General features: G+C 72.3%; 20 protein-coding genes and 1 riboswitch. Of the genes, 6 read left to right on the forward strand and 14 right to left on the reverse strand.

Features of this window, described 5'->3' with window-relative positions; all coding sequences use genetic code 11:
* Positions 1-92 precede the first annotated feature (92 nt).
* A riboswitch (guanidine-III (ykkC-III) riboswitch) is annotated at positions 93-157 on the forward strand.
* A gap of 61 nt (positions 158-218) precedes the next feature.
* Positions 219-533, forward strand: a complete 315-nt coding sequence (locus AB0B57_RS22700) for an SMR family transporter (protein WP_357073081.1) — start codon at positions 219-221, stop codon at positions 531-533.
* A gap of 82 nt (positions 534-615) precedes the next feature.
* On the forward strand, positions 616-858 hold the full coding sequence (locus AB0B57_RS22705; RefSeq protein WP_357073084.1) for a hypothetical protein: 243 nt from the start codon (positions 616-618) through the stop codon (positions 856-858).
* 131 nt (positions 859-989) lie between these two features.
* Here AB0B57_RS22705 and AB0B57_RS22710 read toward each other — a convergent pair whose 3' ends face one another.
* Entirely contained in the window at positions 990-3,446 is a 2,457-nt protein-coding gene (locus tag AB0B57_RS22710) for a DNA translocase FtsK 4TM domain-containing protein (RefSeq protein WP_357073087.1), read from the reverse strand.
* A gap of 112 nt (positions 3,447-3,558) precedes the next feature.
* Between AB0B57_RS22710 and AB0B57_RS22715 the strand changes: the two genes are divergently transcribed.
* Positions 3,559-4,038 (forward strand): YbjN domain-containing protein, encoded by a 480-nt coding sequence (locus AB0B57_RS22715; RefSeq protein ID WP_357073090.1) that lies wholly within the window; start codon positions 3,559-3,561, stop codon positions 4,036-4,038.
* A gap of 80 nt (positions 4,039-4,118) precedes the next feature.
* Positions 4,119-5,717 carry a YbjN domain-containing protein gene (locus AB0B57_RS22720; RefSeq protein WP_357073276.1) on the forward strand — a complete coding sequence of 533 codons (1,599 nt, stop codon included), beginning with the start codon at positions 4,119-4,121 and terminating at the stop codon, positions 5,715-5,717.
* Positions 5,718-5,780: 63 nt separating this feature from the next.
* Here the strand turns inward: AB0B57_RS22720 and AB0B57_RS22725 are convergent, their stop codons facing one another.
* The 5 genes from AB0B57_RS22725 to AB0B57_RS22745 all read right to left on the reverse strand — a co-directional run bounded on the left by AB0B57_RS22725 (position 5,781) and on the right by AB0B57_RS22745 (position 11,263).
* Positions 5,781-7,469, reverse strand: a complete 1,689-nt coding sequence (locus tag AB0B57_RS22725) for a ribonuclease J (RefSeq protein WP_357073093.1) — start codon at positions 7,467-7,469, stop codon at positions 5,781-5,783.
* 52 nt (positions 7,470-7,521) lie between these two features.
* Positions 7,522-8,448 carry a 4-hydroxy-tetrahydrodipicolinate synthase gene (gene dapA / locus AB0B57_RS22730; protein WP_357073096.1) on the reverse strand — a complete coding sequence of 309 codons (927 nt, stop codon included), beginning with the start codon at positions 8,446-8,448 and terminating at the stop codon, positions 7,522-7,524.
* A 47-nt stretch (positions 8,449-8,495) separates the two neighbouring features.
* Positions 8,496-9,236 (reverse strand): FAD-dependent thymidylate synthase, encoded by a 741-nt coding sequence (thyX, locus tag AB0B57_RS22735; RefSeq protein ID WP_357073279.1) that lies wholly within the window; start codon positions 9,234-9,236, stop codon positions 8,496-8,498.
* 211 nt (positions 9,237-9,447) lie between these two features.
* Positions 9,448-9,969: a DUF2752 domain-containing protein gene (locus AB0B57_RS22740; protein ID WP_357073282.1), complete on the reverse strand. Its 522-nt coding sequence runs from the start codon at positions 9,967-9,969 to the stop codon at positions 9,448-9,450.
* Between the two features lie 64 nt (positions 9,970-10,033).
* Positions 10,034-11,263: a crosslink repair DNA glycosylase YcaQ family protein gene (locus tag AB0B57_RS22745; protein WP_357073099.1), complete on the reverse strand. Its 1,230-nt coding sequence runs from the start codon at positions 11,261-11,263 to the stop codon at positions 10,034-10,036.
* A 79-nt stretch (positions 11,264-11,342) separates the two neighbouring features.
* Here AB0B57_RS22745 and AB0B57_RS22750 point away from each other — a divergent pair, with 79 nt between their 5' ends.
* On the forward strand, positions 11,343-11,894 hold the full coding sequence (locus AB0B57_RS22750; protein WP_357073102.1) for a GNAT family N-acetyltransferase: 552 nt from the start codon (positions 11,343-11,345) through the stop codon (positions 11,892-11,894).
* On the opposite strand, the gene AB0B57_RS22755 is transcribed toward AB0B57_RS22750, so the two are convergent.
* Positions 11,793-13,067: a glycosyltransferase family 87 protein gene (locus AB0B57_RS22755; protein ID WP_357073105.1), complete on the reverse strand. Its 1,275-nt coding sequence runs from the start codon at positions 13,065-13,067 to the stop codon at positions 11,793-11,795. The two genes, AB0B57_RS22750 and AB0B57_RS22755, sit on opposite strands and share 102 nt — an antisense overlap.
* Before the next feature lie 35 nt (positions 13,068-13,102).
* Here AB0B57_RS22755 and AB0B57_RS22760 point away from each other — a divergent pair, with 35 nt between their 5' ends.
* Positions 13,103-13,687 (forward strand): GNAT family N-acetyltransferase, encoded by a 585-nt coding sequence (locus tag AB0B57_RS22760; RefSeq protein ID WP_357073108.1) that lies wholly within the window; start codon positions 13,103-13,105, stop codon positions 13,685-13,687.
* 163 nt (positions 13,688-13,850) lie between these two features.
* On the opposite strand, the gene AB0B57_RS22765 is transcribed toward AB0B57_RS22760, so the two are convergent.
* From AB0B57_RS22765 to truB, 7 genes are all read right to left on the reverse strand, one after another.
* Positions 13,851-14,321 carry a GNAT family N-acetyltransferase gene (locus AB0B57_RS22765; RefSeq protein WP_357073111.1) on the reverse strand — a complete coding sequence of 157 codons (471 nt, stop codon included), beginning with the start codon at positions 14,319-14,321 and terminating at the stop codon, positions 13,851-13,853.
* Positions 14,322-14,439: 118 nt separating this feature from the next.
* The gene (dapB, locus tag AB0B57_RS22770) at positions 14,440-15,192 is read right to left on the reverse strand and encodes a 4-hydroxy-tetrahydrodipicolinate reductase (RefSeq protein WP_357073114.1); all 753 of its coding nucleotides are present in this window, start codon (positions 15,190-15,192) and stop codon (positions 14,440-14,442) included.
* A 108-nt stretch (positions 15,193-15,300) separates the two neighbouring features.
* The gene (locus tag AB0B57_RS22775) at positions 15,301-16,698 is read right to left on the reverse strand and encodes a pitrilysin family protein (RefSeq protein WP_357073117.1); all 1,398 of its coding nucleotides are present in this window, start codon (positions 16,696-16,698) and stop codon (positions 15,301-15,303) included.
* A 47-nt stretch (positions 16,699-16,745) separates the two neighbouring features.
* Positions 16,746-19,148, reverse strand: a complete 2,403-nt coding sequence (locus tag AB0B57_RS22780) for a polyribonucleotide nucleotidyltransferase (RefSeq protein ID WP_357073120.1) — start codon at positions 19,146-19,148, stop codon at positions 16,746-16,748.
* A 226-nt stretch (positions 19,149-19,374) separates the two neighbouring features.
* Positions 19,375-19,644, reverse strand: coding sequence for a 30S ribosomal protein S15 (gene rpsO, locus AB0B57_RS22785; RefSeq protein ID WP_030337594.1), 270 nt, complete (start codon positions 19,642-19,644; stop codon positions 19,375-19,377).
* A gap of 199 nt (positions 19,645-19,843) precedes the next feature.
* Positions 19,844-20,773 carry a bifunctional riboflavin kinase/FAD synthetase gene (locus AB0B57_RS22790; RefSeq protein WP_357073123.1) on the reverse strand — a complete coding sequence of 310 codons (930 nt, stop codon included), beginning with the start codon at positions 20,771-20,773 and terminating at the stop codon, positions 19,844-19,846.
* Positions 20,774-20,836: 63 nt separating this feature from the next.
* Positions 20,837-21,721, reverse strand: coding sequence for a tRNA pseudouridine(55) synthase TruB (gene truB, locus AB0B57_RS22795; protein WP_357073126.1), 885 nt, complete (start codon positions 21,719-21,721; stop codon positions 20,837-20,839).
* Between the last annotated feature and the right edge of the window lie 85 nt (positions 21,722-21,806).

Here is a 21,806-nt window from a genome sequence, read left to right on the forward strand (position 1 = left end):
GTCAACTTCAGGTCAATCCGGGGTGGCCGGAGTCACTGGGCCGTCGACACCCGACCCGTCCACCCCGGCGGTCGGCCGGTGCTAGCGTCGGCCTCGGTGGCCCGTGGCCACCCCGGACGAGTGGTGGGCGTACCCGGTGAGGCCAAGACGCCCCGCGACGTGCAGACCCCGACTCGTCCCGGCGCCGGCGGCCCGGGCACTCCCGTGTGAGGTGGACGATGGCCTGGCTGGTGCTGGTGATCTCTGGACTGCTGGAGACGGCCTGGGCGGTGGCCCTGGACCGCAGCGCCGGCTTCAGCCGGCTGGGCCCGTCCGTGGTGTTCGCGGTGACGTTGGCCCTGAGCATGGCCGGGCTGGCGTACGCGCTGCGCGAGATCCCGGTCGGCACCGGTTACGCGGTCTGGGTCGGCATCGGCGCGGTCGGCACCGCGCTGATCGGGATGCTGGCCCTCGGCGAGTCGGCGAGCCTGCCCCGGATCCTGTGCCTACTGCTGGTGGTCGCCGGCGTGATCGGCCTGAAAATCTTCCACTGAGGAGTCACCTCGGCAGGCGTGGTCACCACCCACAGTGGGTAGTGATCGATTCGTCACGACAGGCTCTCACCCGGAGGACGACATGGCCGACCTGCCCAGCACCGCCCGCCCCCGCGCCAACGCCGCCCGCATCCTCACCATCGTGGGCTTCGTCTTCGCGGTTCTCGCCCTGCTCATCTCCCCGATCATCTTCGGCGTGCTCGGCATCGTCGCGGGCATCGTCGGCGCGGTGCTGGGTGACAAGCCCCTGGGCTGGTACGCCGCGGCGGCCAGCGTCGTCGGCGCGATCATCGGCACCATCATCGCCGCCGCGTTGCTCAACTGAACGCTTCCCGAGTCACGGGCCCGCCGGATTCCGGCGGGCCCGCCGCGTTTCACTGGGCCCGCCGCGTTTCACTGGGCCCGCCGCGTTTCACTGGGCCCGCCGCGATTCCCCGGGTCGCGTCGTCCCGCCGGTCAGTCCACGTCGCCGCGCAGGCCGACCAGGACCTCCTCCAGCTCGTCCGGCTTGACCAGCACGTCGCGCGCCTTCGACCCCTCGGACGGCCCGACCACCCCGCGGGTCTCCATCAGGTCCATCAGGCGGCCCGCCTTCGCGAAACCGACACGCAGCTTGCGCTGGAGCATCGACGTCGAGCCGAACTGCGAGGTCACCACCAACTCCACCGCCTGCACCAACAGGTCGAGATCGTCGCCGATGTCCTCGTCGGTCTTCTTCTTGGTCTCCTGCGCGGGGGCCAGCACGTCCTTGCGGAACTCCGGCTCGCGCTGGTCCTTGCAGAACTTCACGACGTCGGCGATCTCCCGCTCGGTGACCCAGGCACCCTGGATGCGGACCGGCTTGGAGGCCCCCATCGGCAGGAAGAGCCCGTCACCGCGGCCGAGCAGCTTCTCCGCGCCCGGCTGGTCGAGGATGACCCGGGAGTCGGCGAGGGAGGAGGTGGCGAACGCCAACCGGGACGGCACGTTCGCCTTGATCAGACCGGTCACCACGTCGACCGAGGGGCGCTGGGTGGCCAGGACCAGGTGGATGCCGGCCGCGCGGGCCAACTGGGTGATCCGGACGACGGAGTCCTCCACGTCGCGGGGCGCGACCATCATGAGGTCGGCCAGCTCGTCCACGATCACCAACAGGTACGGGTACGGGCGCATCTCCCGTTCACTGCCCGGCGGTGCCTTGATCTCACCGTTGCGGACCTTGCGGTTGAAGTCGTCGATGTGCCGGACCCCGTTGGCGGCGAGGTCGTCGTAGCGCATGTCCATCTCGCGGACCACCCAGTCCAGCGACTCGGCCGCCTTCTTCGCGTTCGTCACGATCGGGGTGACCAGGTGCGGGATGCCCTCGTAGCCGGTCATCTCGACCCGCTTCGGGTCGATCAGCAGCAGGCGTACCTCGTCCGGGGTGGCCCGGGTGAGGACGGAGACCAGCAGGGTGTTGAGGCAGCTCGATTTTCCGGCGCCGGTGGCCCCGGCAATCAAAATGTGAGGCATCTTCGCGAGGTTGGCCACCACGTAGCCGCCCTCGATGTCCTTGCCGAGCGCCACCACCATCGGGTGGTGGTCACTCGTCGCCGCGCGTGAGCGCAGCACGTCGCCGAGGGCGACGTTCTCCGGGTCGGTGTTCGGGATCTCCACGCCGACCGCGCTCTTGCCCGGGATCGGGCTGAGGATCCGTACGTCCGGCGACTTCACCGCGTACGCGATGTTGCGGGAGAGCTGGGTGATCCGCTCGACCTTGACGCCGTGGCCCAGCTCGACCTCGTACCGGGTGACCGTCGGGCCACGGGTGAAGCCGGTTACCGCGGCGTCCACGTCGAACTGGTCGAACACGCCGGTCAGCGCGGCGATCACCTCGTCGTTGGCCTTGCTGCGGGTCTTCGCGGCGGCACCGGCGCTGAGCATGTTGGCCGGCGGCAGCGTGTAGTCCCCGGCCAGCCCGGTCAACGCGAGCTGCTCGGCCCGGGTCGGCGCGGGCGAGTGCTCCGGCGGCTCGACCGGCGGCCGGCGGCTCGCCGGCACCTTCGCCGGGGCCTTGCGCGGCAACACCATGGTCTCCTGGAGGTCCGCGCCGTCCAGATCCTCGAAGTCGTCCGGGTCGAGCGGCGGCGGCGTCCGCTTCGCCGGTCGCCGCCGCGCCGGCTTCGCGGCCGGAACGTCTTCTTCCTCGTCGGTCTCCGGTGCGGCGACCAGCCCACCGGCGAGCAGGCCCAGCCGCTCCGGGATCTTGTTGATCGGTGTCGCGGTCACCACCAGCAGACCGAAGAGCAGCAGCAGGACCAGCAGCGGCACCGCCACCCAGGCGGTGACCGCGCGCTCCAGCAGCCCGCCGATGCCCGCGCCGACCAGGCCACCCGCGAAGTCCCGCTGGAGCGGGTTGGCCGGGGCCTGCCCGATGTGCAGCAGCGCGGCGGTCGAGACGAGCAGTGAACTCCAGCCGATCAGGCCGCGGCCCCGGTGCTCCGGATCGGCGGGCTGACGCATCAACCGCCACGCCCCGATCATCAACAGCACCGGTACGACCACCGAGATCGCACCCAGGAACAGCCGGATCGTGTCGGCCAGTCGCGCGCCCACCGGGCCCGCTCCGGAAAGCCAGAGTGCCACGGCGGTGAGCAGGGCGAAGCCGAACATCAGCAGCCCGGCGCCGTCGCGGCGGTGCTCCGGGTCGAGGTCGCGGGCGGAGGCGGCCTGCCGACCGGCGGCCCGCACCGCCCAACCCATCCCGTGGGCCACGCCCATCCACAGTGCGCCCACCGCACGACCCACGTAGACGGCCGCGCCGGGCCGCGCCGGCGCGGTGCGACGCCGGACCGGCGCCCGGGTCTTCTTCGCCGGTTGACGGGCACGACTGTTGGTGCCACCGCGCGGCGACGCGCCGCGCCGCCGGCTCGCCTGAGAGGTACGGCCCGCCATAGAGTCACGGTAACGGTGGGGCCGGGCAGATCCCCGCTTTTCCGGGCCGTGTCCGCGCGTCGAAACACGGACCCGCCGCCGGTCGTGATATCCGCCTCAGAAGGGATGCCCCATGGCGTCGCCGGAAACCGAGGGCGATCCAGACGATCCGCTGGCCGGGCACCCGGGCGCGCTGCGCCCACTGACCGGTGAACTGGTCGCCGCGGTGCTCGCCGCCCGCGGCCGGTCCGTCGGCCTGACCGCGGCCGGCGAGTTGGTGGGCCACTTCGACGACAACACGATCTGGTTCCTCCGCCTCGGCGGGGACGGCGAGCTGCTCCAGGTCCGCACGATGGTGACTCCCACCTTCGGCATCGAGCAGGTGCCCGCCCTGTACGCGTTCTGCAACTCGTGGAACCACGACCGGCTCTGGCCCAAGGCGTTCGTGCACGTCGACGACGACGGTCGGGCCCGGGTCTACGGCGAGGTGGTCACCGACCTGGGACGCGGGGTCACCCCGCACCAACTCGACCAACTGCTCGACTGTGGCATCTCCACCGGCTGCCAGCTCGCCGTGGCCGTCCGTCGGCTGCCCGGCGCGGTGCCGTCGTGACCGGCCGGGACGAGTTCACCGGCAGTCACACCGACCGGGCCGGCGAGGCCGGCAGTCCGGCCCCCCTCCGACGGCCGCCCGTGCAGCGCGACCCGACGCTGGTGAGCGCGCTCGCCGACGCACGGGACCTGCCCGACGGGCCGGCCCGGCTGCTGGCCCTCGAACGGCTCGCCGAGCGGGCCGACGCGTCCGGGGACCTGCGGTCCGCCCTGGACGCCCGGTTCGCGCTGATCGAGGCGTACCTGTTGCACGGCGAGCGGTGGCGGCTGGTCGAGCCGGTACGCCGGTGTCGAGCCGCCGCCGACTACCGGCCCGAGCTGCTCACCGAGGACGAGGCTGCCCTGCTGCTGCGCCTACAGCGGTACGCCGTGGAGGCGCTGCTCGGCACCCCTCGGGTGGGGCTGGACCAGACCCGGTCCCTGCTGGACGACCTGGCCCACCGGATCGGGGCGGACGGCCCCGAGGCGGCGACCGTCGCGGAGCTGCGCTGCCGGATCGCCGACCACCTCGGCGACGAGCCCACCGCCCGGCACTGGTACCAGCGGTGGGCGGGCACGGTCGGCGGACCGTCCGGCGGCTGCCCCGGTTGCGCCCCGGCCCGCCGCGCCGAGCTGCTCGCCGGCTGGGGGGAATGGCGCGCCGCGCTGACCGAGCTGCGGGAGCCCACCGACGACGCGCTGGGTTGCACCGACCAGCCCGAGCGGGCGCTGGTGGCCGGGCTGCTCCCCGCACTGCGCGTCGGCGAGGCCGACCGGGCCGCGGTGGCGCACGTGCGGGCGTACCGGCGGCACCGACGCGAGCGCGGGGCCTTTCCCCACCTCGCCGCACACCTGCGGTTCTGCGCCCTCGGCGGGCACCTGGAACGCGGGCTGAGCATTCTGGCCGAGCAGCTACCCCGGTTGGACCGGCCCACCGACGACCTCGCCGCGATGGAGTTCGCCGCCGCCGGTGCGCTGGTCTGCGCGGTGGCCGTCGAGGCCGGGCTCGGCCTGCGCACGGTGCCCCGCCCGGCGTACGGTGGCCGGCCGGCCACCCACCTGGACGTGGCCACCCTCGGCGCACTGCTGCTCGCGATGGTCAACGAGCTGGCCGGCAGCTTCGACGCCCGCAACGGCACCGGCCACCACTCCGGCCGGATGGCCGCCTGGCTCGCCGAGCGCCCGCTGGCGGCTCCGGTGCCCCTGCCCGCCGACGACGAGCCCGCCGACGGCGGTATCGGGGACGTCGGATCCGGCGGTGCGGCGCGCGACTCCGAGACCGCCACCGACGAGCGAGAGCTGGTGACGCTCACCGTCGACCTCATCACGGCCGCCCTGGACCGCCGCGGGGACCGGTACGTCGTGGAGGAGGGCGACCGGGTGGTCGGCCGGTGGGACGGGGTGGTGATCCAGTTCCGCCGGGCCGGCGAACGCGGCGAGGTGCTGCACGCCCGGGCCATGGCCACCCGGCGGCTGCCGGCGACCCGCCGCGCCGAGGCGTACGCCTTCTGCAACGCCTGGAACCACGACCGGCTGCTGCCCAAGGCGTACGCGCACGATCTCGGCGGCGAGTTGGTGCTGGCCGGCGACGTGGCCACCGACCTGACCCACGGGGTGGCCCCCGCGCAGCTCACGGTGCTGGTGGACGCCGCCATCACCACCGGCGTCGCCTACGCCGAGGCGGTCACCGCGCTGCCCTGACACCCCGGGCGCGGCGACGCCGGCCCACCCCGAACGGAGTGGACCGGCGTCAGCGGGACAAACTCAGACCTCGACGACGGTGGGCACGATCATCGGGCGACGACGGTACTTGTCGTTGACCCACCGCCCCACGGTCCGGCGGACGATCTGCTGGAGCTGGTGCGGGTCGGTGATGCCGTCCGCCGCGGCCCGGTTGAGCGCCTCGGTGACAAGCGGGACCACCGGGTTGAACGCCTCCGGGTCCTCCGAGAAGCCCTTCGCGGACAACGTGGGGCCGGCGACCACCTTGCCGGTGACCGAGTCGACGACCACGGTGGTGGCGATGAAGCCGCCGTCACCGAGGATCCGCCGCTCGGTGAGCAGCGACTCGCTGACGTCACCGACGGCGAGGCCGTCCACGTAGACGTACCGGCTCTTCACGTGCCCGACCAGGCTGGCGCGGCCCTCGACCAGGTCGACGACGTCGCCGTCCTCGCAGATCACCACCCGGTCGGCGGCGACCCCGGACTCGATGCCGAGTCGGGCGTGGGCGCGCAGGTGGCGCCACTCGCCGTGCACCGGCATCAGGTTGCTGGGCCGGACCACGTTGAGCAGGTAGAGCAGCTCCCCGGCGGGGGCGTGCCCGGAGACGTGCACCTTGGCCACGTCCTTGTGCACGACGACCGCGCCCGCCCGCGCCAGGCGGTTGATCACCCGGTAGACCGAGGTCTCGTTGCCCGGCACGAGGGAGGACGCCAGCACGACTGTGTCGCCGGGCGCGATGGTGATGTGCCGGTGGTCGCCGCTGGCCATCCGGCCCAGCGCGCTCATCGGCTCACCCTGTGAGCCGGTGGACATCAGCACGATCTCGTCCGGCGGCAACGTGGTCGCCTCGTCGATGCTGACGACCAGGCCATTCGGGATGTTGAGCAGGCCGAGGTCCCGGGCGATGCCCATGTTGCGGACCATGGACCGGCCGATCAGCGCGACCTTGCGGCCGTGCTCCGCGGCGGAGTCGAACACCTGCTGTACGCGGTGCACGTGCGAGGCGAACGAGGCCACGATGATCCGGCCCTTCGCCTTCGCGAAGATCGAGTCGAGCACCGGCCCGATCTCCCGTTCCGGGGTGACGAAGCCGGGGATCTCCGCGTTCGTCGAGTCGGAGAGCAGCAGGTCGACGCCCTCGGCACCGAGCCGGGCGAAACCGGCCAGGTCGGTGATCCGGCCGTCCAGCGGGAGCTGGTCCATCTTGAAGTCGCCGGTGTGCAGCACCAGGCCGGCGGGGGTGCGGATGGCCACCGCGAGGGCGTCCGGGATCGAGTGGTTGACCGCGAAGAACTCACACTCGAACGGGCCGAGCCGCTCCCGGCCGCCCTCCCGCACGGTCAGCGTGTACGGCTGGATCCGCCGCTCGGCCAACTTCGCCTCGACGAGGGCGAGGGTGAACTGTGATCCGACCAGCGGGATGTCGGGTTTGTGGGCGAGCAGGTACGGCACCGCGCCGATGTGGTCCTCGTGGCCGTGGGTCAGCACGATCGCCTGGACGTCGGCGAGCCGGTCCAGGATCGGGCCGAAGTCGGGCAGGATCAGGTCCACGCCCGGTTGCTCGACGTCGGGGAAGAGCACCCCGCAGTCGACGATCAGCAACTTGCCGTCGTATTCGAAGACGGTCATGTTCCGACCGATGGCGCCGAGCCCGCCGAGCGGGATGATCCGCAGGCCACCTTCGGGCAGCGGCGGGGGTAGTTCCGCCTCGATGTGCGCCTCGGTCACTCGTCCACCTCATTCTGCGACGCCGTCACTCGGCGCCCATCGTGTCGTTCGATCATTCGGGCAGCTCCAGGCCCGCTGCCGCGAAGTCCGCGCGCAGCTGGGCGATCTCGTCGTTGGTGGCGTCCACCAGCGGGGGTCGCACCGGGCCGGCCGGCAGACCCAGCGACGCCAGGCCCGCCTTCACCAGGATGGTGCCCTGGGTACGGAAGATGCCGGTGAACAGCGGCAGCAGCCGCCGGTGCAGGGCAAGCGCGGCCGGCATGTCCCCCGCGTCGTACGCCTCGATCATCTGTGCGGTCAGTGCCCCGGTGAAGTGCGTCGAGGTCCCGACCACGCCCACCGAGCCGACGGCCAGCGCCGGCAGGGTGAGGGCGTCCTCGCCGCAGTAGAAGGCGAGGGCGGTCCGGCTGGTCACCCAACTGGTGGCGGTCAGGTCACCCTTGGCGTCCTTGACCGCGACGATCCGGCCGTGCTCGGCGAGCCGGACCAGCGTCTCGGTTTCGATCGGCACACCGGAGCGGTGTGGGATGTCATACACCATCACCGGCAGGCCGGTGGCGTCGGCGACGGCGGTGAAGTGCCGCAGCAGACCGCTCTGCGGTGGCTTGTTGTAGTACGGGGTGACCACCAGCAGACCCTGCGCACCCGCCTTCTCGGCGGCCGAGGACAGCTCGATGGTGTGCCGGGTGTCGTTGGTGCCCACCCCGGCGATGACCTTCGCGCGGTCTCCGACGGCCTCCACCACGGCCCGGATCAGGCGTTCCTTCTCCGCGTCGGTGGTGGTCGGCGACTCGCCGGTGGTGCCGTTGACCACCAGCGCGTCGTTGCCCTGCTCGTCGACCAGGTGGCTCGCCAGCCGGGCGGCGCCGTCGAGGTCGAGCGAGCCGTCGGGGGTGAACGGGCTCACCATGGCCGTGAGAACCCGGCCGAAGGGGCGGGACACCGGTCGGGCCGCGGCGTCGGGGTGGTCGTGCGTCATACCCTCCAACCTAGCGGACGACCAGCCGGGGCCCGCCAGGGAAGGGCTCAGGACGCCTCGTGCGGGCTGGCCGCCACCTCGGTGCCGTCCGGCAGCGTGGAGATCACGAAGTCGGCGAACACGTTCGGGGCGACACCCTGGAGCTGGCGCAGGCACTCCACGGCCAGCTCACGGATCTCCACGTCGGCGTGCTCGGTGGCCCGCATGGCGACGAAGTGCCGCCAGGCCCGGTAGTTGCCGGTGACCACGATCCGGGTCTCGGTGGCGTTGGGCAGCACCGCGCGGGCCGCCTGCCGGGCCTGCTTGCGGCGCAGCGTCGGGTTCGGCTCGTCGGAGAAGCGCTGCTCCAGGCCCTCCAGCAACTCCGTGTACGCCTGAACGCTCGCCTCGGCCGCCGCCACGAACCTCTTGTGCAGCTCCGGGTCGTCGGCGATGACCGCCGGCTCGACCATGGCCGCGTCCCGTTCCGGGACGTAGCGCTGGGACAACTGGGAGTACGAGAAGTGCCGGTGCCGGATCAACTCGTGGGTGAAGGAGCGCGACACCCCGGTGAAGTAGAACGTGACCGAGCCGTGCTCCAGCACCGACAGGTGCCCGACCTCGAGGATGTGCGCCAGGTAGCCGGCGTTGGTGGCGGTCGCCGGGTTCGGCTTCTTCCACGACTGGTAGCAGGCCCGGCCGGCGAACTCGGCGAGCGCCTGGCCACCCTCCGCGTCGGTCGACCACGGCACGTCGTCCGGGGCCGCGAACTGGGTCCACGCGATCAACTTGACCTGGGGCTGCACCATCTCCGGCATTCCAGGGACTGTAGTGGCGCGGCCCCTCCCGGCCCAACTCAGGCACGCCCCCTGCAATGTCGATCACTCCGTCAGCGACGCGGGTGTCCACCCATCCACCGGGTTGATCGACTCGACTTCCTGAAACTCGGGGTGTCCAGGTGGGGCTGTTTCCTGAAAGGCGAGTCGATCATGAGATGGTCGGGCGTGGGCGGCGGCGCGCTCAGACGTAGAGCGAGGTGAACGGTGCCCAGGGCAGGTTGCGCAGCACCGAGAAGGCCAGCCACACACCGAGGAAACCGACGATGACCTTCGAGCTGATCTGCAGCTCCGGCAGTCGCCAACCGAATGCCTGGTTGCCCGCCCAGGCCACGAAGAGGTACGCGAGGAACGGCAACGCGAAGACGAACAGGAAGTGGTGTCGGGCAGCGGCCGGCAGGTCGGCGTGCAGCACGTACCAGAGTGCGCGGGTGCCGCCGCAGCCTGGGCAGTCCAGCCCGGTGGTCAGCTTGAGCAGACAGGTGGGTGCGGCATCCGGGGCGGCGTGGGCCGGATTGCTGAGCAGCGCGTAGCCCATGCCCGCGGCGACGCAGCCGACTGCGGCCAGCGGCACCGCCCAGCGCGGTGAACGCTCGTAGAGGCGCAGCACGAACCGGGTGAGCCGATCCGGCTCCGGCGCTCGGTAACCACCGGGCGGGGTCGTCGGCCAACCAGCCGGACCCACGCTGGCCGCATCGGCCGGCACGGTGTGCACCGCCCCGGGGGCGGGCTGCGGCTGGTCGAACGGACCGGGGACGCTCGTCACGCGCTCACGGTACACCGGGCATGCCGGCCAACGCGGCGGTGAGCGGACCGGCCAGGTCGCCGGCCTGCGGCGGTGCCACCGCGTCCAGGCCGAGCCAGCCGGCGAGCCGGTGCAGCTCGGCGGCGAGGGCCGCCGCGGTCTCCCCCGGGTCGGCGCCGGGTTCGAGCCAGGCGGCCGGCACCAACAGCACCCCGGCCTTGCGGTCGGCCTTCAGGTCGACCCGGGCGGTGAACCGGTCGCCCTGGAGAAACGGCAGCACGTAGTAGCCGTAGACCCGCTGTGGCGCGGGGACGTAGATCTCGATCCGGTAGCTGAAACCGAACAGCCGCTCGGTGCGGGCACGTTCCCAGATCAGCGGGTCGAAGGGGCTGACCAGCGTGTTGCCGCGAATCCAGCGGGGCAGCCGGGCGGACGCGTGCAGCCACGCCGGCTGGCGCCAGCCCGCCACGGTGACCGGCACCAGCTCGCCGGCCTCGGCCAGCTCCGCGACGGCCTGCCGGGCACCGGCCAGCGGCAGCCGGAAGTAGTCGCGCAGCTCCGGCTCGCCGGCCACCCCGAGCGACCGCGCGGCAAGTGCCACAAGCGTGCGGTACGCCTCGGCGTCGGTCGGGGTGGGCGCGGCCAGCACCGCCGCGGGCAGCACCCGCTCGGGCAGGTCGTAGCGGCGGGCGAAGGAGGTGCTGCGTTCGGCGGCGGCCACCTCGCCGGCCCAGAAGAGGAACTCCAACGCCTGCTTGACCGCCGACCAGTTCCACCCCCAGTTGCCGGTTTCCCGGGGCGCGTCGTGCTCGATCTCGGCGGCGGTCAGCGGACCTCGGGCGGCCACCTCGGCACGGACCCACGCGACCAGCTCCGGCTGCTCCTGGGCGATCCGCCGCATGCCGCCCCAGGATTCGCTGTGCGCTCGGGCCATCCGCCAGCGCAGCATCGGATGCAGCTCGACCGGAACCAACGACGCCTCGTGACCCCAGTATTCGAACAGCTCCCGCGGGTGCCGGTAGGCGGCCTGGTCGAGCAGTGTGGTCGGGTAGGGCCCGAGCCGGCTGTAGAGCGGCAGGTAGTGCGCGCGTTGCAGCACGTTGACCGAGTCCATCTGGATCAGGTTGACCCGGTCGAGCACCCGACGCAGGTGCCGGCGGGTGGGCACGCCGGCGGGCGGCGGGTCGGCGAAGCCCTGGGCGGCGAGCGCCACCCGGCGGGCCTGGGCGAGCGAGAGTGATTCCGGTGCGGCCATCGTCGGCGACCTTAATTCATCGGTACGACGCCGGTGCGGGAAGTTGGACGGGAGGGCCACCTGGGCATAGAACGGTGCAATGCTGACCATCCGCCGGGAGGAGCCGGACGACGCCGAGGCGGTCGCCCGGGTGCACGTGCACGGCTGGCAGGCGGGCTACGCCGGCTTCATGCCCGACGAGGTGCTCCAGCGGCTGAACGTGGCGGCCTGGGCGCAGCGCCGCCGCGACGTCGGCACCGCCGATCCCGAGCATCCGTTCACCACCCTGCTCGGCGAGGTGGACGGGTTGGTCGTCGGCTTCACCACCTTCGGGCCGTACCGCCGCAACCAGGACCGGGACGACCTGGACCCGACGGTCGGCGAGGTGGTGGCGCTGTACGTGGAACCGGCCTGCTGGGGTGACGGCACCGCCGTCGCCCTCCTGTCCGCCGCCCGGGTGGGGCTCGGCGAGCGGGGCTGGACCGAATACCACGCGTGGGTGCTGGCGGACAACCGGCGGGCCCGCCGGTTCGGCGAGCGGGCCGGGCTGTCAGCGGACGGTGAGCGGTCGACCTACCATGTGCCGCTCGCCGGTGGGCAGCCCCCGGTCAGCCTTGTCGAGCTGCGCTACGCCGGACGCCTCGACACCTGACCCGCGCGGGGTCAGCCAGCGGCGGATCGGCAGGAAGGCCAGCAGCGCCAGGCTGATCCACACGTAGGCGTTGCTGCCCAGGAAGCCGCCGACGCCGGTGAAGTCCTTCTCCCAGAACCAGACGGTCCGGCTGATCAGCAGCGCGTACCCGATGGTCGCGGCGACCAGCAGGACGCGCCGGCGGCGGCCGGCCGGCGCGGCCATCGCATTGTCGACGAGCAGGATCAGCGCGGGCAGCAGCCAGACCAGGTGGTGCACCCAGGTGACCGGGCTGACCAGGCACATCACCGCACCGGTCAGCGCCAGGCCGGTCGCCTCGTCACCGGCCGCGACGGCGGCCCGGGACCGCCACGCCCACAGGGCCAGGGTGCCGAGCACGAGCAGCAGCCAGAGCAGGGTGCTCGGGTGCTGCGGGTCGAGCCGGGCGACCACCCCGCGCAACGACTGGTTGGAGACGAAGGCCAACTCGCCCACCCGCCCGGTATTCCACAGCGCCTCGGTCCAGAACTCCCGGGACGCGTCCGGGAAGAGCGCGCCGGCCAGCAGCGACACCCCGGCGGCCGTGCCGCAGGCGGTGAGAGCCGCCCGCCAGCGCCCGGTCACCAGCAGGTAGACGATGAAGACGCCCGGGGTCAGTTTGATCGCGGTGGCGAGCCCGATGCCCACCCCGGCCCACCGGTTGCCGGCCGGCAACAGCCACAGCAGGTCCACCGCCACCAGGAAGAGCAGCAACGTGTTGACCTGGCCGAAGTTGACGGTCTCCCGCATCGGTTCGAACGCGGCGGCCAGGCAGAGCGCCACAGCGAGCGCGAACCACCGGGTCCAGCCGGCCCGGCGGGCGATCGGGTCGACAAGCCACCAGATCAGCACCGTGGTGCTGACCACGCTGGCAAGCACACTCACCGCGATCGCGGCCGACCACGGCAGGTACGCCATCGGCAGCATGACCAGCGCGGCGAACGGCGGGTAGGTGAAGCCGTACTGGGTGCCCGGCTTGAGGTAGTCGTAGATTTCCCCGCCGTCGTGCACCCACCAGGTCAACGCACCGTAGTAGACCTTCAGGTCGAAGAAGCCGTGGCGTACCGCCGCGACGGCGAGGAACGCGGTGACCGCCGCGGCGAGCACCACCACCCCGGCGACCTGCGCGGTCGTCCTCCTGGCACCCTGCGCCACCGTCGCCTCCCTCGCCCTGCGTAGGCTTCCGTCCCATGGCTCTCGGGTACGTCCGCCCGGCGCGTCCTGAGGACGCCGGCGAGATCGCACGCATCCAACTCGCGACCTGGCGGGTCGCGTACCGCCGGATCCTGCCTCGGCACGTGCTCGACAACCTGGACGAGGCGTTCCTCGCCCGGCGGTGGAACGCCGCGGTGCTGGAGCCGCCCTCCGGCGCGCACCGGGTGCTGGTCGCCGTCGAACAGGCCGAGCAATCGTATCTGGTGGGGTTCGCCGCCTCCGGGCCGGCCGACGCGGAGGCGCTGGCCCCGGGCGAGCCGGCCGAGGCGCTCGGCCCGGACGTGGCCGCGGTCACCGATCTGCTGGTGGAGCCGCGCTGGGGTCGGCGTGGGCACGGCAGCCGGCTGCTCGCCGCCGCCGTCGACCTGTGGCGGGAGGACGGCCTGAGCCGGGCGGTGGCCTGGGCGTTCGAGGGCGACGAGGCGACCCGCAAGTTCCTCACCAGCACCGGCTGGGAGCTCGACGGCGCGGCCCGCGCGCTGGACGTGGACGACATGCTGGTCCCCCAGGTACGCCTACACGTGGGCGTCCCGCCCGAAAAGGTCCCAACCGAAGACTGAACCCGCCCCGCCCCCGCCCGCCCCGCCCACCCGCCCGCCCCGCCCGCCCCGCCCGTCGATCATGGAGTTGTGGTGGGCGAAAGCTCCACGTGGGCCCCTTTTGTGAGGCACCACAACTCCATGATCGACGCAGGCCACGGCAGGGAGTGCAAGATCGCGGGGGTCAGCGGGTTTGTTCGGCGATCACCTCGTCGTCGTCGAGGGCGCCGGTGGGGTGGAAGCCCAGCGCGGTGTACAGGGCGGCGGCCGGGGTGTTGTCCGGGTGGTACGAGAGGCGCACCGGGGGGTTGCCGTCCTGGGCCGCCAGCCAGGCAGCGAGGGTCCGCACCGTCGCCCGGCCGACGCCCCGGGCCTGTTCGGCGGCGTCGATCAGCATTCCGCCGATCCAGTGCGAGCCGTCGTCGTCCACGCCCCACATGACGTGGCCGACGACGGTCTCGTCGGCGTACACCGCGAGCGACGTCCACACCTCGGAACGCAGACTGAGCAGCAGGTAGCGGGCCCCCAGCGCGGCCACGAACCGGCGCTGGTCGTCGCGCGGGGCGACGTCGGCCACCGCACGCCAGTTGTCGTCGTCGACCGGCCGCAGCGTCACTCGCCTCCCGATCCGGTCCAGGTGTCCCTCATCGATCATCCGGCGGATGCTACCCGGCTCGCTCCCGCAGATCGTGGACACTTTCCGTCAGCGCCGAACGGAAACTGCCCAAGATCTGCGCTGTGCGGAGACCGGGAGGGGCGGAGGAACGGACCGGTCAGTCGAGCAGGGCGTCCAGGGCGACGGTGAGGCCCGGACGGTTGCGCACCGCGCGGACGGCCAGCAGCACGCCCGGCATGAACGACACCCGGTCGTACGAGTCGTGCCGGATGGTCAGCGTCTCGCCGGTGGTGCCGAACAGCACCTCCTGGTGGGCGACGAGGCCGGTGGCGCGCACCGCGTGCACGCGTACCCCGTCGATGTCGGCACCGCGGGCACCCGACACCTCGTCCTTGGTGGCGTCCGGCACCGGGCCGAGGCCGGCGTCGGCGCGGGCCTGGGCGATCTGCCGGGCGGTGTGGGTGGCGGTGCCGCTCGGGGCGTCCAGCTTGCGCGGGTGGTGCTGCTCGATGATCTCGACGGACTCGAAGTATCGGGCGGCCCGCACGGCGAACTGCATCATCAGCACCGCGCCGATGCCGAAGTTCGGGGCGATGACGACGCCCACCCCGGGCTTGTCGGCCAGCCAGCCGCGCACCTGCTCCAACCGCTGCTCGGTGAAGCCGGTCGTCCCGACCACCGCGTTGATGCCCTGCTCGACGCACCACCGGAGGTTGTCCATGACGACGTCCGGGGTGGTGAAGTCGACCACCACGTCGGCACCGGAGGCGGCGGAGAGGTCGTCGCCCTGGTCGATCGCCGCGACCAGTTCGAGGTCGTCGGCGGCGTCGACAGCCCTGCAGACCTCGATGCCCATCCGGCCCCGGGCACCAAACACGCCGACCCGGGTCTTCTCCTGCTCGTCAGTCACGGGGCACAACCTATCCCAATCGGGGCGCGCCCCTCTGGCCGGATCCGGTGCGCTCCACCAGCCGGGACGCCCCGACGGGGACGCCCTCGCCGCGCCGGGCGGCAGCCCTCAGACGGTGAAGTCGCCCGCGCCGAACGGGCCGACCACGGCCAGCGACATGGGCCGGCTGAGCAGCTCGGCGGCGAGGACGTTCACGTCCTGCACGGTGACCTCGTCGACCCGGCGGAGCAGCTCGTCGACAGGCATCAGGTCGCCGTAGAGCAGCTCACCCTTGGCCAGGCGGCTCATCCGGGAACCGGTGTCCTCCAGGCCGAGCACGAACGAGCCCTTGCTCATCCCCTTGCCCCGGGCCACCTCGGCCTCGGTCAACCCGTCGGCGGCCACCCGGGCCAGCTCGGCGCGGGTCAGGGCCAGCACCTCGTCCACCTTGCCCGGCGCGCAGCCGGCGTAGACGGCGAACAGGCCGGTGTCGGCGTACTGGCTGGCGTACGAGTAGACCGAGTACGCGAGGCCGCGCTGCTCGCGGATCTCCTGGAAGAGGCGGCTGGACATGCCGCCACCGAGCACGTTGTTGAGCACCCCGAGGGCGAAGCGCCGCTCGTCGAGGCGGTCGATGCCGGGGCAGCCGAGGATGATGTGCGCCTGCTCGGTCTCCTTCGGCTCCACCAGGGTGGTCGCCGGCTTGGTGCGTACCGCCGGGGTGGCCGCGCGGTGCGGCGCCGGCGTGGCCGGGTCGCTGTCCAGCGGAGTGCCCCGCACCGCCTGGCGGACCATCTTGACCACCGCGGCGTGGTCGAGGTTGCCGGCGGCGGCGATGACGATCTGCGGCGCGGTGTAGCGGCCCCGGTAGAAGCTCTGGATCTGCTTGCGGGTCATCGGCGTGACGGTCTCGGCGGTGCCGGAGATCAGCCGACCCAGCGGGTGGTCGCCGTAGACGGCCTGGACGAAGAGGTCGTGCACCTCGTCACCGGGCTCGTCGTCGTGCATGGCGATCTCTTCGAGGATCACGCCGCGCTCGGTCTCGACGTCGGCGGGCTCCAGCAGCGAGTCGGCGACCAGGTCGCACATCACGTCGACCGCGAGCGGCAGGTCCTCGTCGAGCACCCGGGCGTAGTAGCAGGTGTATTCCTTCGTGGTGAACGCGTTCGTCTCACCACCCACCGCCTCGATCTGCGAGGAGATCTCCAGTGCGGTGCGCTTGTGGGTGCCCTTGAAGAGCAGGTGCTCGAGGAAGTGCGCGGCACCGGCCTGCGGGCCGCTCTCGTCCCGCGAGCCGACCGCCACCCAGACACCGAACGAGACGCTGCGCATCGTCGGGATCGCCTCGGTGAGGACGCGCAGACCGCTGGGCAGCACGGTACGTCGTACCGTGCCACCCAGCGGGTCGTCGCTGAGCGTCCGGGTCACCGCGCGGGCGGTGCCGCCGGAGCGGCCCGCCCCATTCCCCGGGGACGCAGCCACCCCCCGTCGATCCGGTGGAAACGGTGCGCTGATGGCCCGACTCACGTCTTGCTCCCGGTTCGACGAGGGGTGGGTGATGCGATGGACGACGGTCAGCTGTGCCGGGTCCGGCGGCGCGGACGCTCGCCGCCCTCGCCACCCTCGCCGCCGCCGCCGTTGCCGCCCTCGCCGCCACGCTCCGGGCCACGGCCACCGCGGTCGCCGCCCCGGTCGCCGCCACGCTCGCGGTCACCGCGGTCACGCGGACCCCGGTCGCCCCGGTCCCGACCAGCCGGCCGGTCGCCGCCGGCGGCCTCACCGGCGGCCGGAGCCTCGGTGCCCTCCGGGCGGACCTTGTCGAGGTAGATCTTGCCGCGGGCGTCGATGTCCGCGATCTCGACCTCGACCCGGTCACCGACGTTGAGGAAGTCCTCGACGCGCTCGACCCGCTTGCCGTCGCCCACCTTGGAGATGTGCAGCAGGCCGTCACGGCCCGGCAGCAGCGAGATGAACGCACCGAACGCGGCGGTCTTGACCACCGTGCCGAGGAACCGCTCGCCCTGCTTGGGCAGGGTCGGGTTGGCGATGCCGTTGATCCGGTCGACGGCCGCCTGGGCCGACGGGCCGTTGGTGGCGCCGACGTAGATCGTGCCGTCGTCCTCGATGGAGATCTCGGCGCCGGTCTCGTCCTGGATCGCGTTGATGGTCTGACCCTTCGGGCCGATCACCATGCCGATCTTGTCCACCGGGATCTTGACGGTGGTGACCCGCGGCGCGTAGTCCGACATCTCGGCCGGAGCCTCGATCGCCGCCTTCATGACACCGAGGATGACCTGCCGGGCCTCGTTCGCCTGCTGCAGCGCGGAGGCCAGCACGTCCGACGGGATGCCGTTGAGCTTGGTGTCGAGCTGGAGCGCGGTGACGAACTCCGGGGTGCCGGCGACCTTGAAGTCCATGTCACCGAACGCGTCCTCGGCACCGAGGATGTCGGTCAGCGTCACGTACTGGGTCTTGCCGTCCACCTCGTCGGAGATGAGCCCCATCGCGATGCCGGCGACCGGCGCCTTCAGCGGGACACCCGCGGAGAGCAGGCCCAGCGTCGACGCGCAGACCGAACCCATCGAGGTGGAGCCGTTGGAGCCGAGCGCCTCCGACACCTGCCGGATGGCGTACGGGAACTCCTCGCGCGACGGCAGCACCGGGATCAGCGCACGCTCGGCGAGAGCGCCGTGGCCGATCTCGCGACGCTTCGGCGAGCCGACCCGGCCGGTCTCACCCGTCGAGTACGGCGGGAAGTTGTAGTTGTGCATGTAGCGCTTGCGGTTCTCCGGGGACAGCGTGTCCACCATCTGCTCCATCCGGAGCATGTTCAGAGTGGTGACGCCCAGGATCTGGGTCTCGCCCCGCTCGAACAGCGCCGAACCGTGCACCCGGGGCAGCACGCCGACCTCGGCGGTCAGGGCCCGGATGTCGCGCGGGCCACGCCCGTCCATACGGACCTGCTCGCGCAGTACGCGGTTGCGCACCTCGGACTTGGTCAGCGACCGGAAGGCGGCGCTGAGCTCCTTCTCCCGGCCCTCGAACCGAGCGCCCAACTCCTCGGCGACGCGGGCCTTGACCCGGTCCAGGGCCTCCTCGCGGTCGGCCTTGCCGGCGATGGTGATCGCCTCGGCGACCTCGCCACGAGCCAGGTCGGAGACGGCGTCGTACACGTCGTCCTGGTAGTCCAGGAAGACCGGGAACTCGGTGACCGGCTTGGCGGCGACCTCGGCCAGCTCGCTCTGCGCGCGGCACAGCTCACGGATCGCCGGCTTGGCGGCCTCCAGGCCGCTGGCGACGACCTCCTCGGTCGGGGCGGTGGCACCGGCCGAGATCAGGGCGACGGCGTTCGGGGTGGCCTCGGCCTCGACCATCATGATCGCGACGTCGCCGTCCTCGAGCGTGCGGCCGGCCACGACCATGTCGAAGGTGGCGCGGGCCAGCTCCTCCAGGGTCGGGAAGGCGACCCACTGGCCGTCGATGTGGGCGACGCGGGTCGCACCGATCGGGCCGGAGAACGGCAGGCCGGAGAGCTTGGTCGACATCGAGGCGGCGTTGATCGCCACGACGTCGTACGGGTGCTGCGGGTCGAGCGCGAGGATGGTCTCGACGACCTGGACCTCGTTGCGCAGGCCCTTCACGAAGGACGGGCGCAGCGGCCGGTCGATCAGCCGGCAGGTGAGGATCGCGTCCTCGCTGGGACGACCCTCGCGGCGGAAGAACGAGCCGGGGATGCGGCCCGCGGCGTACATCCGCTCCTCGACGTCGACGGTCAGCGGGAAGAAGTCGAACTGCTCCTTCGGGTGCTTACCGGCGGTGGTGGCGGAGAGAACGACCGTCTCGCCCAGCTGGGCGATGACGGAACCGGCGGCCTGGCGAGCCAGCCGGCCGGTGGAGAAGGTGATCTCGCGGGTGCCGAAGGACCCATTGTCGATCACGGCGGTGCGGGATTCGGCGCCGAGTTTGGTCTCGGTCATGTGCTGTCGTGCTCCTTCGCGTCGTGGGCCCACGACATCGGGGAGCTGCTCAGCCGGCCGGTCTTCGATCGAAGCGCCCGGGTGGCCGGCGTGATGCCGGGTTCCCGGGGGCCACTACCGGAGACCGGTACGCTGACCGGCTCCCTCTCGGGTGGTCGCGCGGCCCGTGTTTCTTCAGGTGGGACGCCGTACGGGGGAGCGGCCGAGCGGCCACTCCCCCGTCACGTCACCGGCGCAGGCCGAGCCGCTCGATGAGCGACCGGTAGCGGGCAATGTCCTTCTTCTGCACGTAGTTGAGCAGCCGACGGCGGCGGCCGACCAGCAGCAGCAGCCCACGGCGGCTGTGGTGGTCGTGCTTGTGCACCTTCAGGTGCTCGGTCAGCTCGGCGATCCGCTTGGTGAGGACCGCGACCTGGACCTCCGGCGAACCGGTGTCGCCCTCGGCGGTCGCGTACTCCGCGCGGATGCTGGCCTTGGCTTCCTGGTCGAGCGCCATGTTCTCCCTGTTTCGATGGGTTGATCAAGTAGGTGTCCGTCGTCCCGATGGACCGGGAACGGACCGGTACCTCGCACCCGCGGCGTCGAGCAGGCACGCGAGGCCCCACGCCGGTCACCCGACGTTTCGGCAAGACTACCAGCACTCGCCGGTAACACCCGGCGAAGGGCCTCGGCGGGGCCCCGTCAGCCCTCGGCGATCAGGCCAGCGCACGCCGGGTGCGCTCGACGTCCTGGTTCATCTGGGCGATCAACGGCTCGATCGAGTCGTACCGGATCTGACCGCGCAGGTGCGCCACGAAGTCCAGGGCCAACCGCTCGCCGTACAGGTCGCCGGAGAAGTCCAGCGCGTACGCCTCCACCCGCCGCTCCCGCCCGGAGAAGGTCGGGTTGGTGCCCACCGACACCGCCGCCAGCAGCGGCTCGTGCTGCCCGCGACGGATCAGCCGGGCCGCGTACACCCCGTCGGCCGGGACCGCCGCGTACCGGTGGCAGAGCAGGTTGGCGGTGGGGAAGCCCAGCTCCCGCCCCCGCTGGTCGCCGCGGACCACGACGCCCTCCACCCGGTGTGGGCGGCCGAGCGCGGCGGCGGCCGCGCCGACGTCGCCCGCGTCGACGCAGGATCGGATGTACGTGGAGGAGAAGACGGTGCCGTCCTCGGTGACCAGCGGGCTGCCCTCCACCCCGAAGCCGAAGGTCTGACCGAGCCGCTCCAGCAGCGCCACGTCGCCGGCCGCCCGGTGCCCGAACCGGAAGTTGCCGCCGACCACCACCAGCGCGCTGTGCAGGTGCTCGACAAGCACGTCGTGCACGAACTGTTCGGCGGGCAGCCGGGAGAACTCCGGGGTGAACGGCACCACACAGAGCACGTCCACGCCGAGTTGCTCGATCAGCTCGGCCTTGCGGGCCTGCTCGGTGAGCACCGCCGGATGCGAACCGGGGCGGACCACCTCGGCCGGGTGCGGGTCGAAGGTGACCACCACCGACTGCACGCCCAGCTCACGGGCTCGGGCCACGGTGTGGCCGATGGTCGCCTGGTGCCCCTTGTGCACGCCGTCGAAGACGCCGATGGTGACGACCGAGCGTCCCCACCCACCGGGCGCCGCGTCGTACCCCCGCCACCGCTGCATGCCGTTCCTCTCTGCTGTCCCGACACCGCCGGCCGGGGGCCGGCGGGCCTGCCTTGCGACCCGTCAGGCCGGGGCGAGCACGATCTCCGCGCGGGCTCGCCCGTCCCGCTCGCTGACGATAGCGATCAGACCGCCCGCCGGTCCGAAGACGGCGTACGGCCCGACGATGCCGGCCGGGTCCAGTGGCCCGCCGTGGCCGAGCACCTTCGCCTCGTCGGGCGTGGCCTCCCGGCGCGGGAAGAATCGGTCGGCCGCCGCGTCCAGTGGCAGGTTCACCACGTCCGGGGCGCGCTGCTCCAGCTCGTCGAGGGTGGCCGCCTCGGCCAGGGTGAAGCCGCCGACCGCGGTGCGCCGCAGCGCCGTCAGGTGGCCACCGACGCCGAGCGCCAGGCCCGCGTCCCGGGCGATGGCCCGGATGTACGTGCCGGAGGAGCAGGTCACGTCCACGTCCACGTCCACCACGTCCGGCTCGGTGCGGCGGATCGCCAGCACCTCCAGGCGGGAGATGGTGACCCGCCGCGCCGGCAACTCGACGATCTCCCCGTCGCGGACCCGCTTGTACGCCCGCTGCCCGTCGATCTTGATGGCGCTGACCGCGCTCGGCACCTGGTCGACCTCGCCGCTGAGCGCGGCCAGCGCCGACCGGATCGCGTCGTCGGTGACCAGGCCGGCCGGGGTGGTGGCGATGACGTCGCCCTCGGCGTCGTCGGTGACGGTGGCCTGACCGAGCCGGATGGTGCCGGCGTAGCTCTTGCCCGCGCCGATCACGTAGGTCAGCAGCCGGGTGGCCCGGCCCACACCGATCACCAGCACACCGGTGGCCATCGGGTCGAGGGTGCCACCGTGCCCGACGCGCCGCGTCTTCGCCAGCCGGCGGATCCGCGCCACCACGTCGTGCGACGTCATGCCGCCGGGCTTGTCGACCACGATCAGACCATCGGTGCTCACGTCGGCCAAGCCTGCCAGACCGCCAGTTGGCCACGGTCGTCGCGGGGTGGTTCACGGCCGGGGCGCCACACGCCGCTGGCTCGAT

Origin of the sequence: Micromonospora sp. NPDC049101, from assembly GCF_040648675.1 — a bacterium.
GTDB lineage: Bacteria > Actinomycetota > Actinomycetes > Mycobacteriales > Micromonosporaceae > Micromonospora.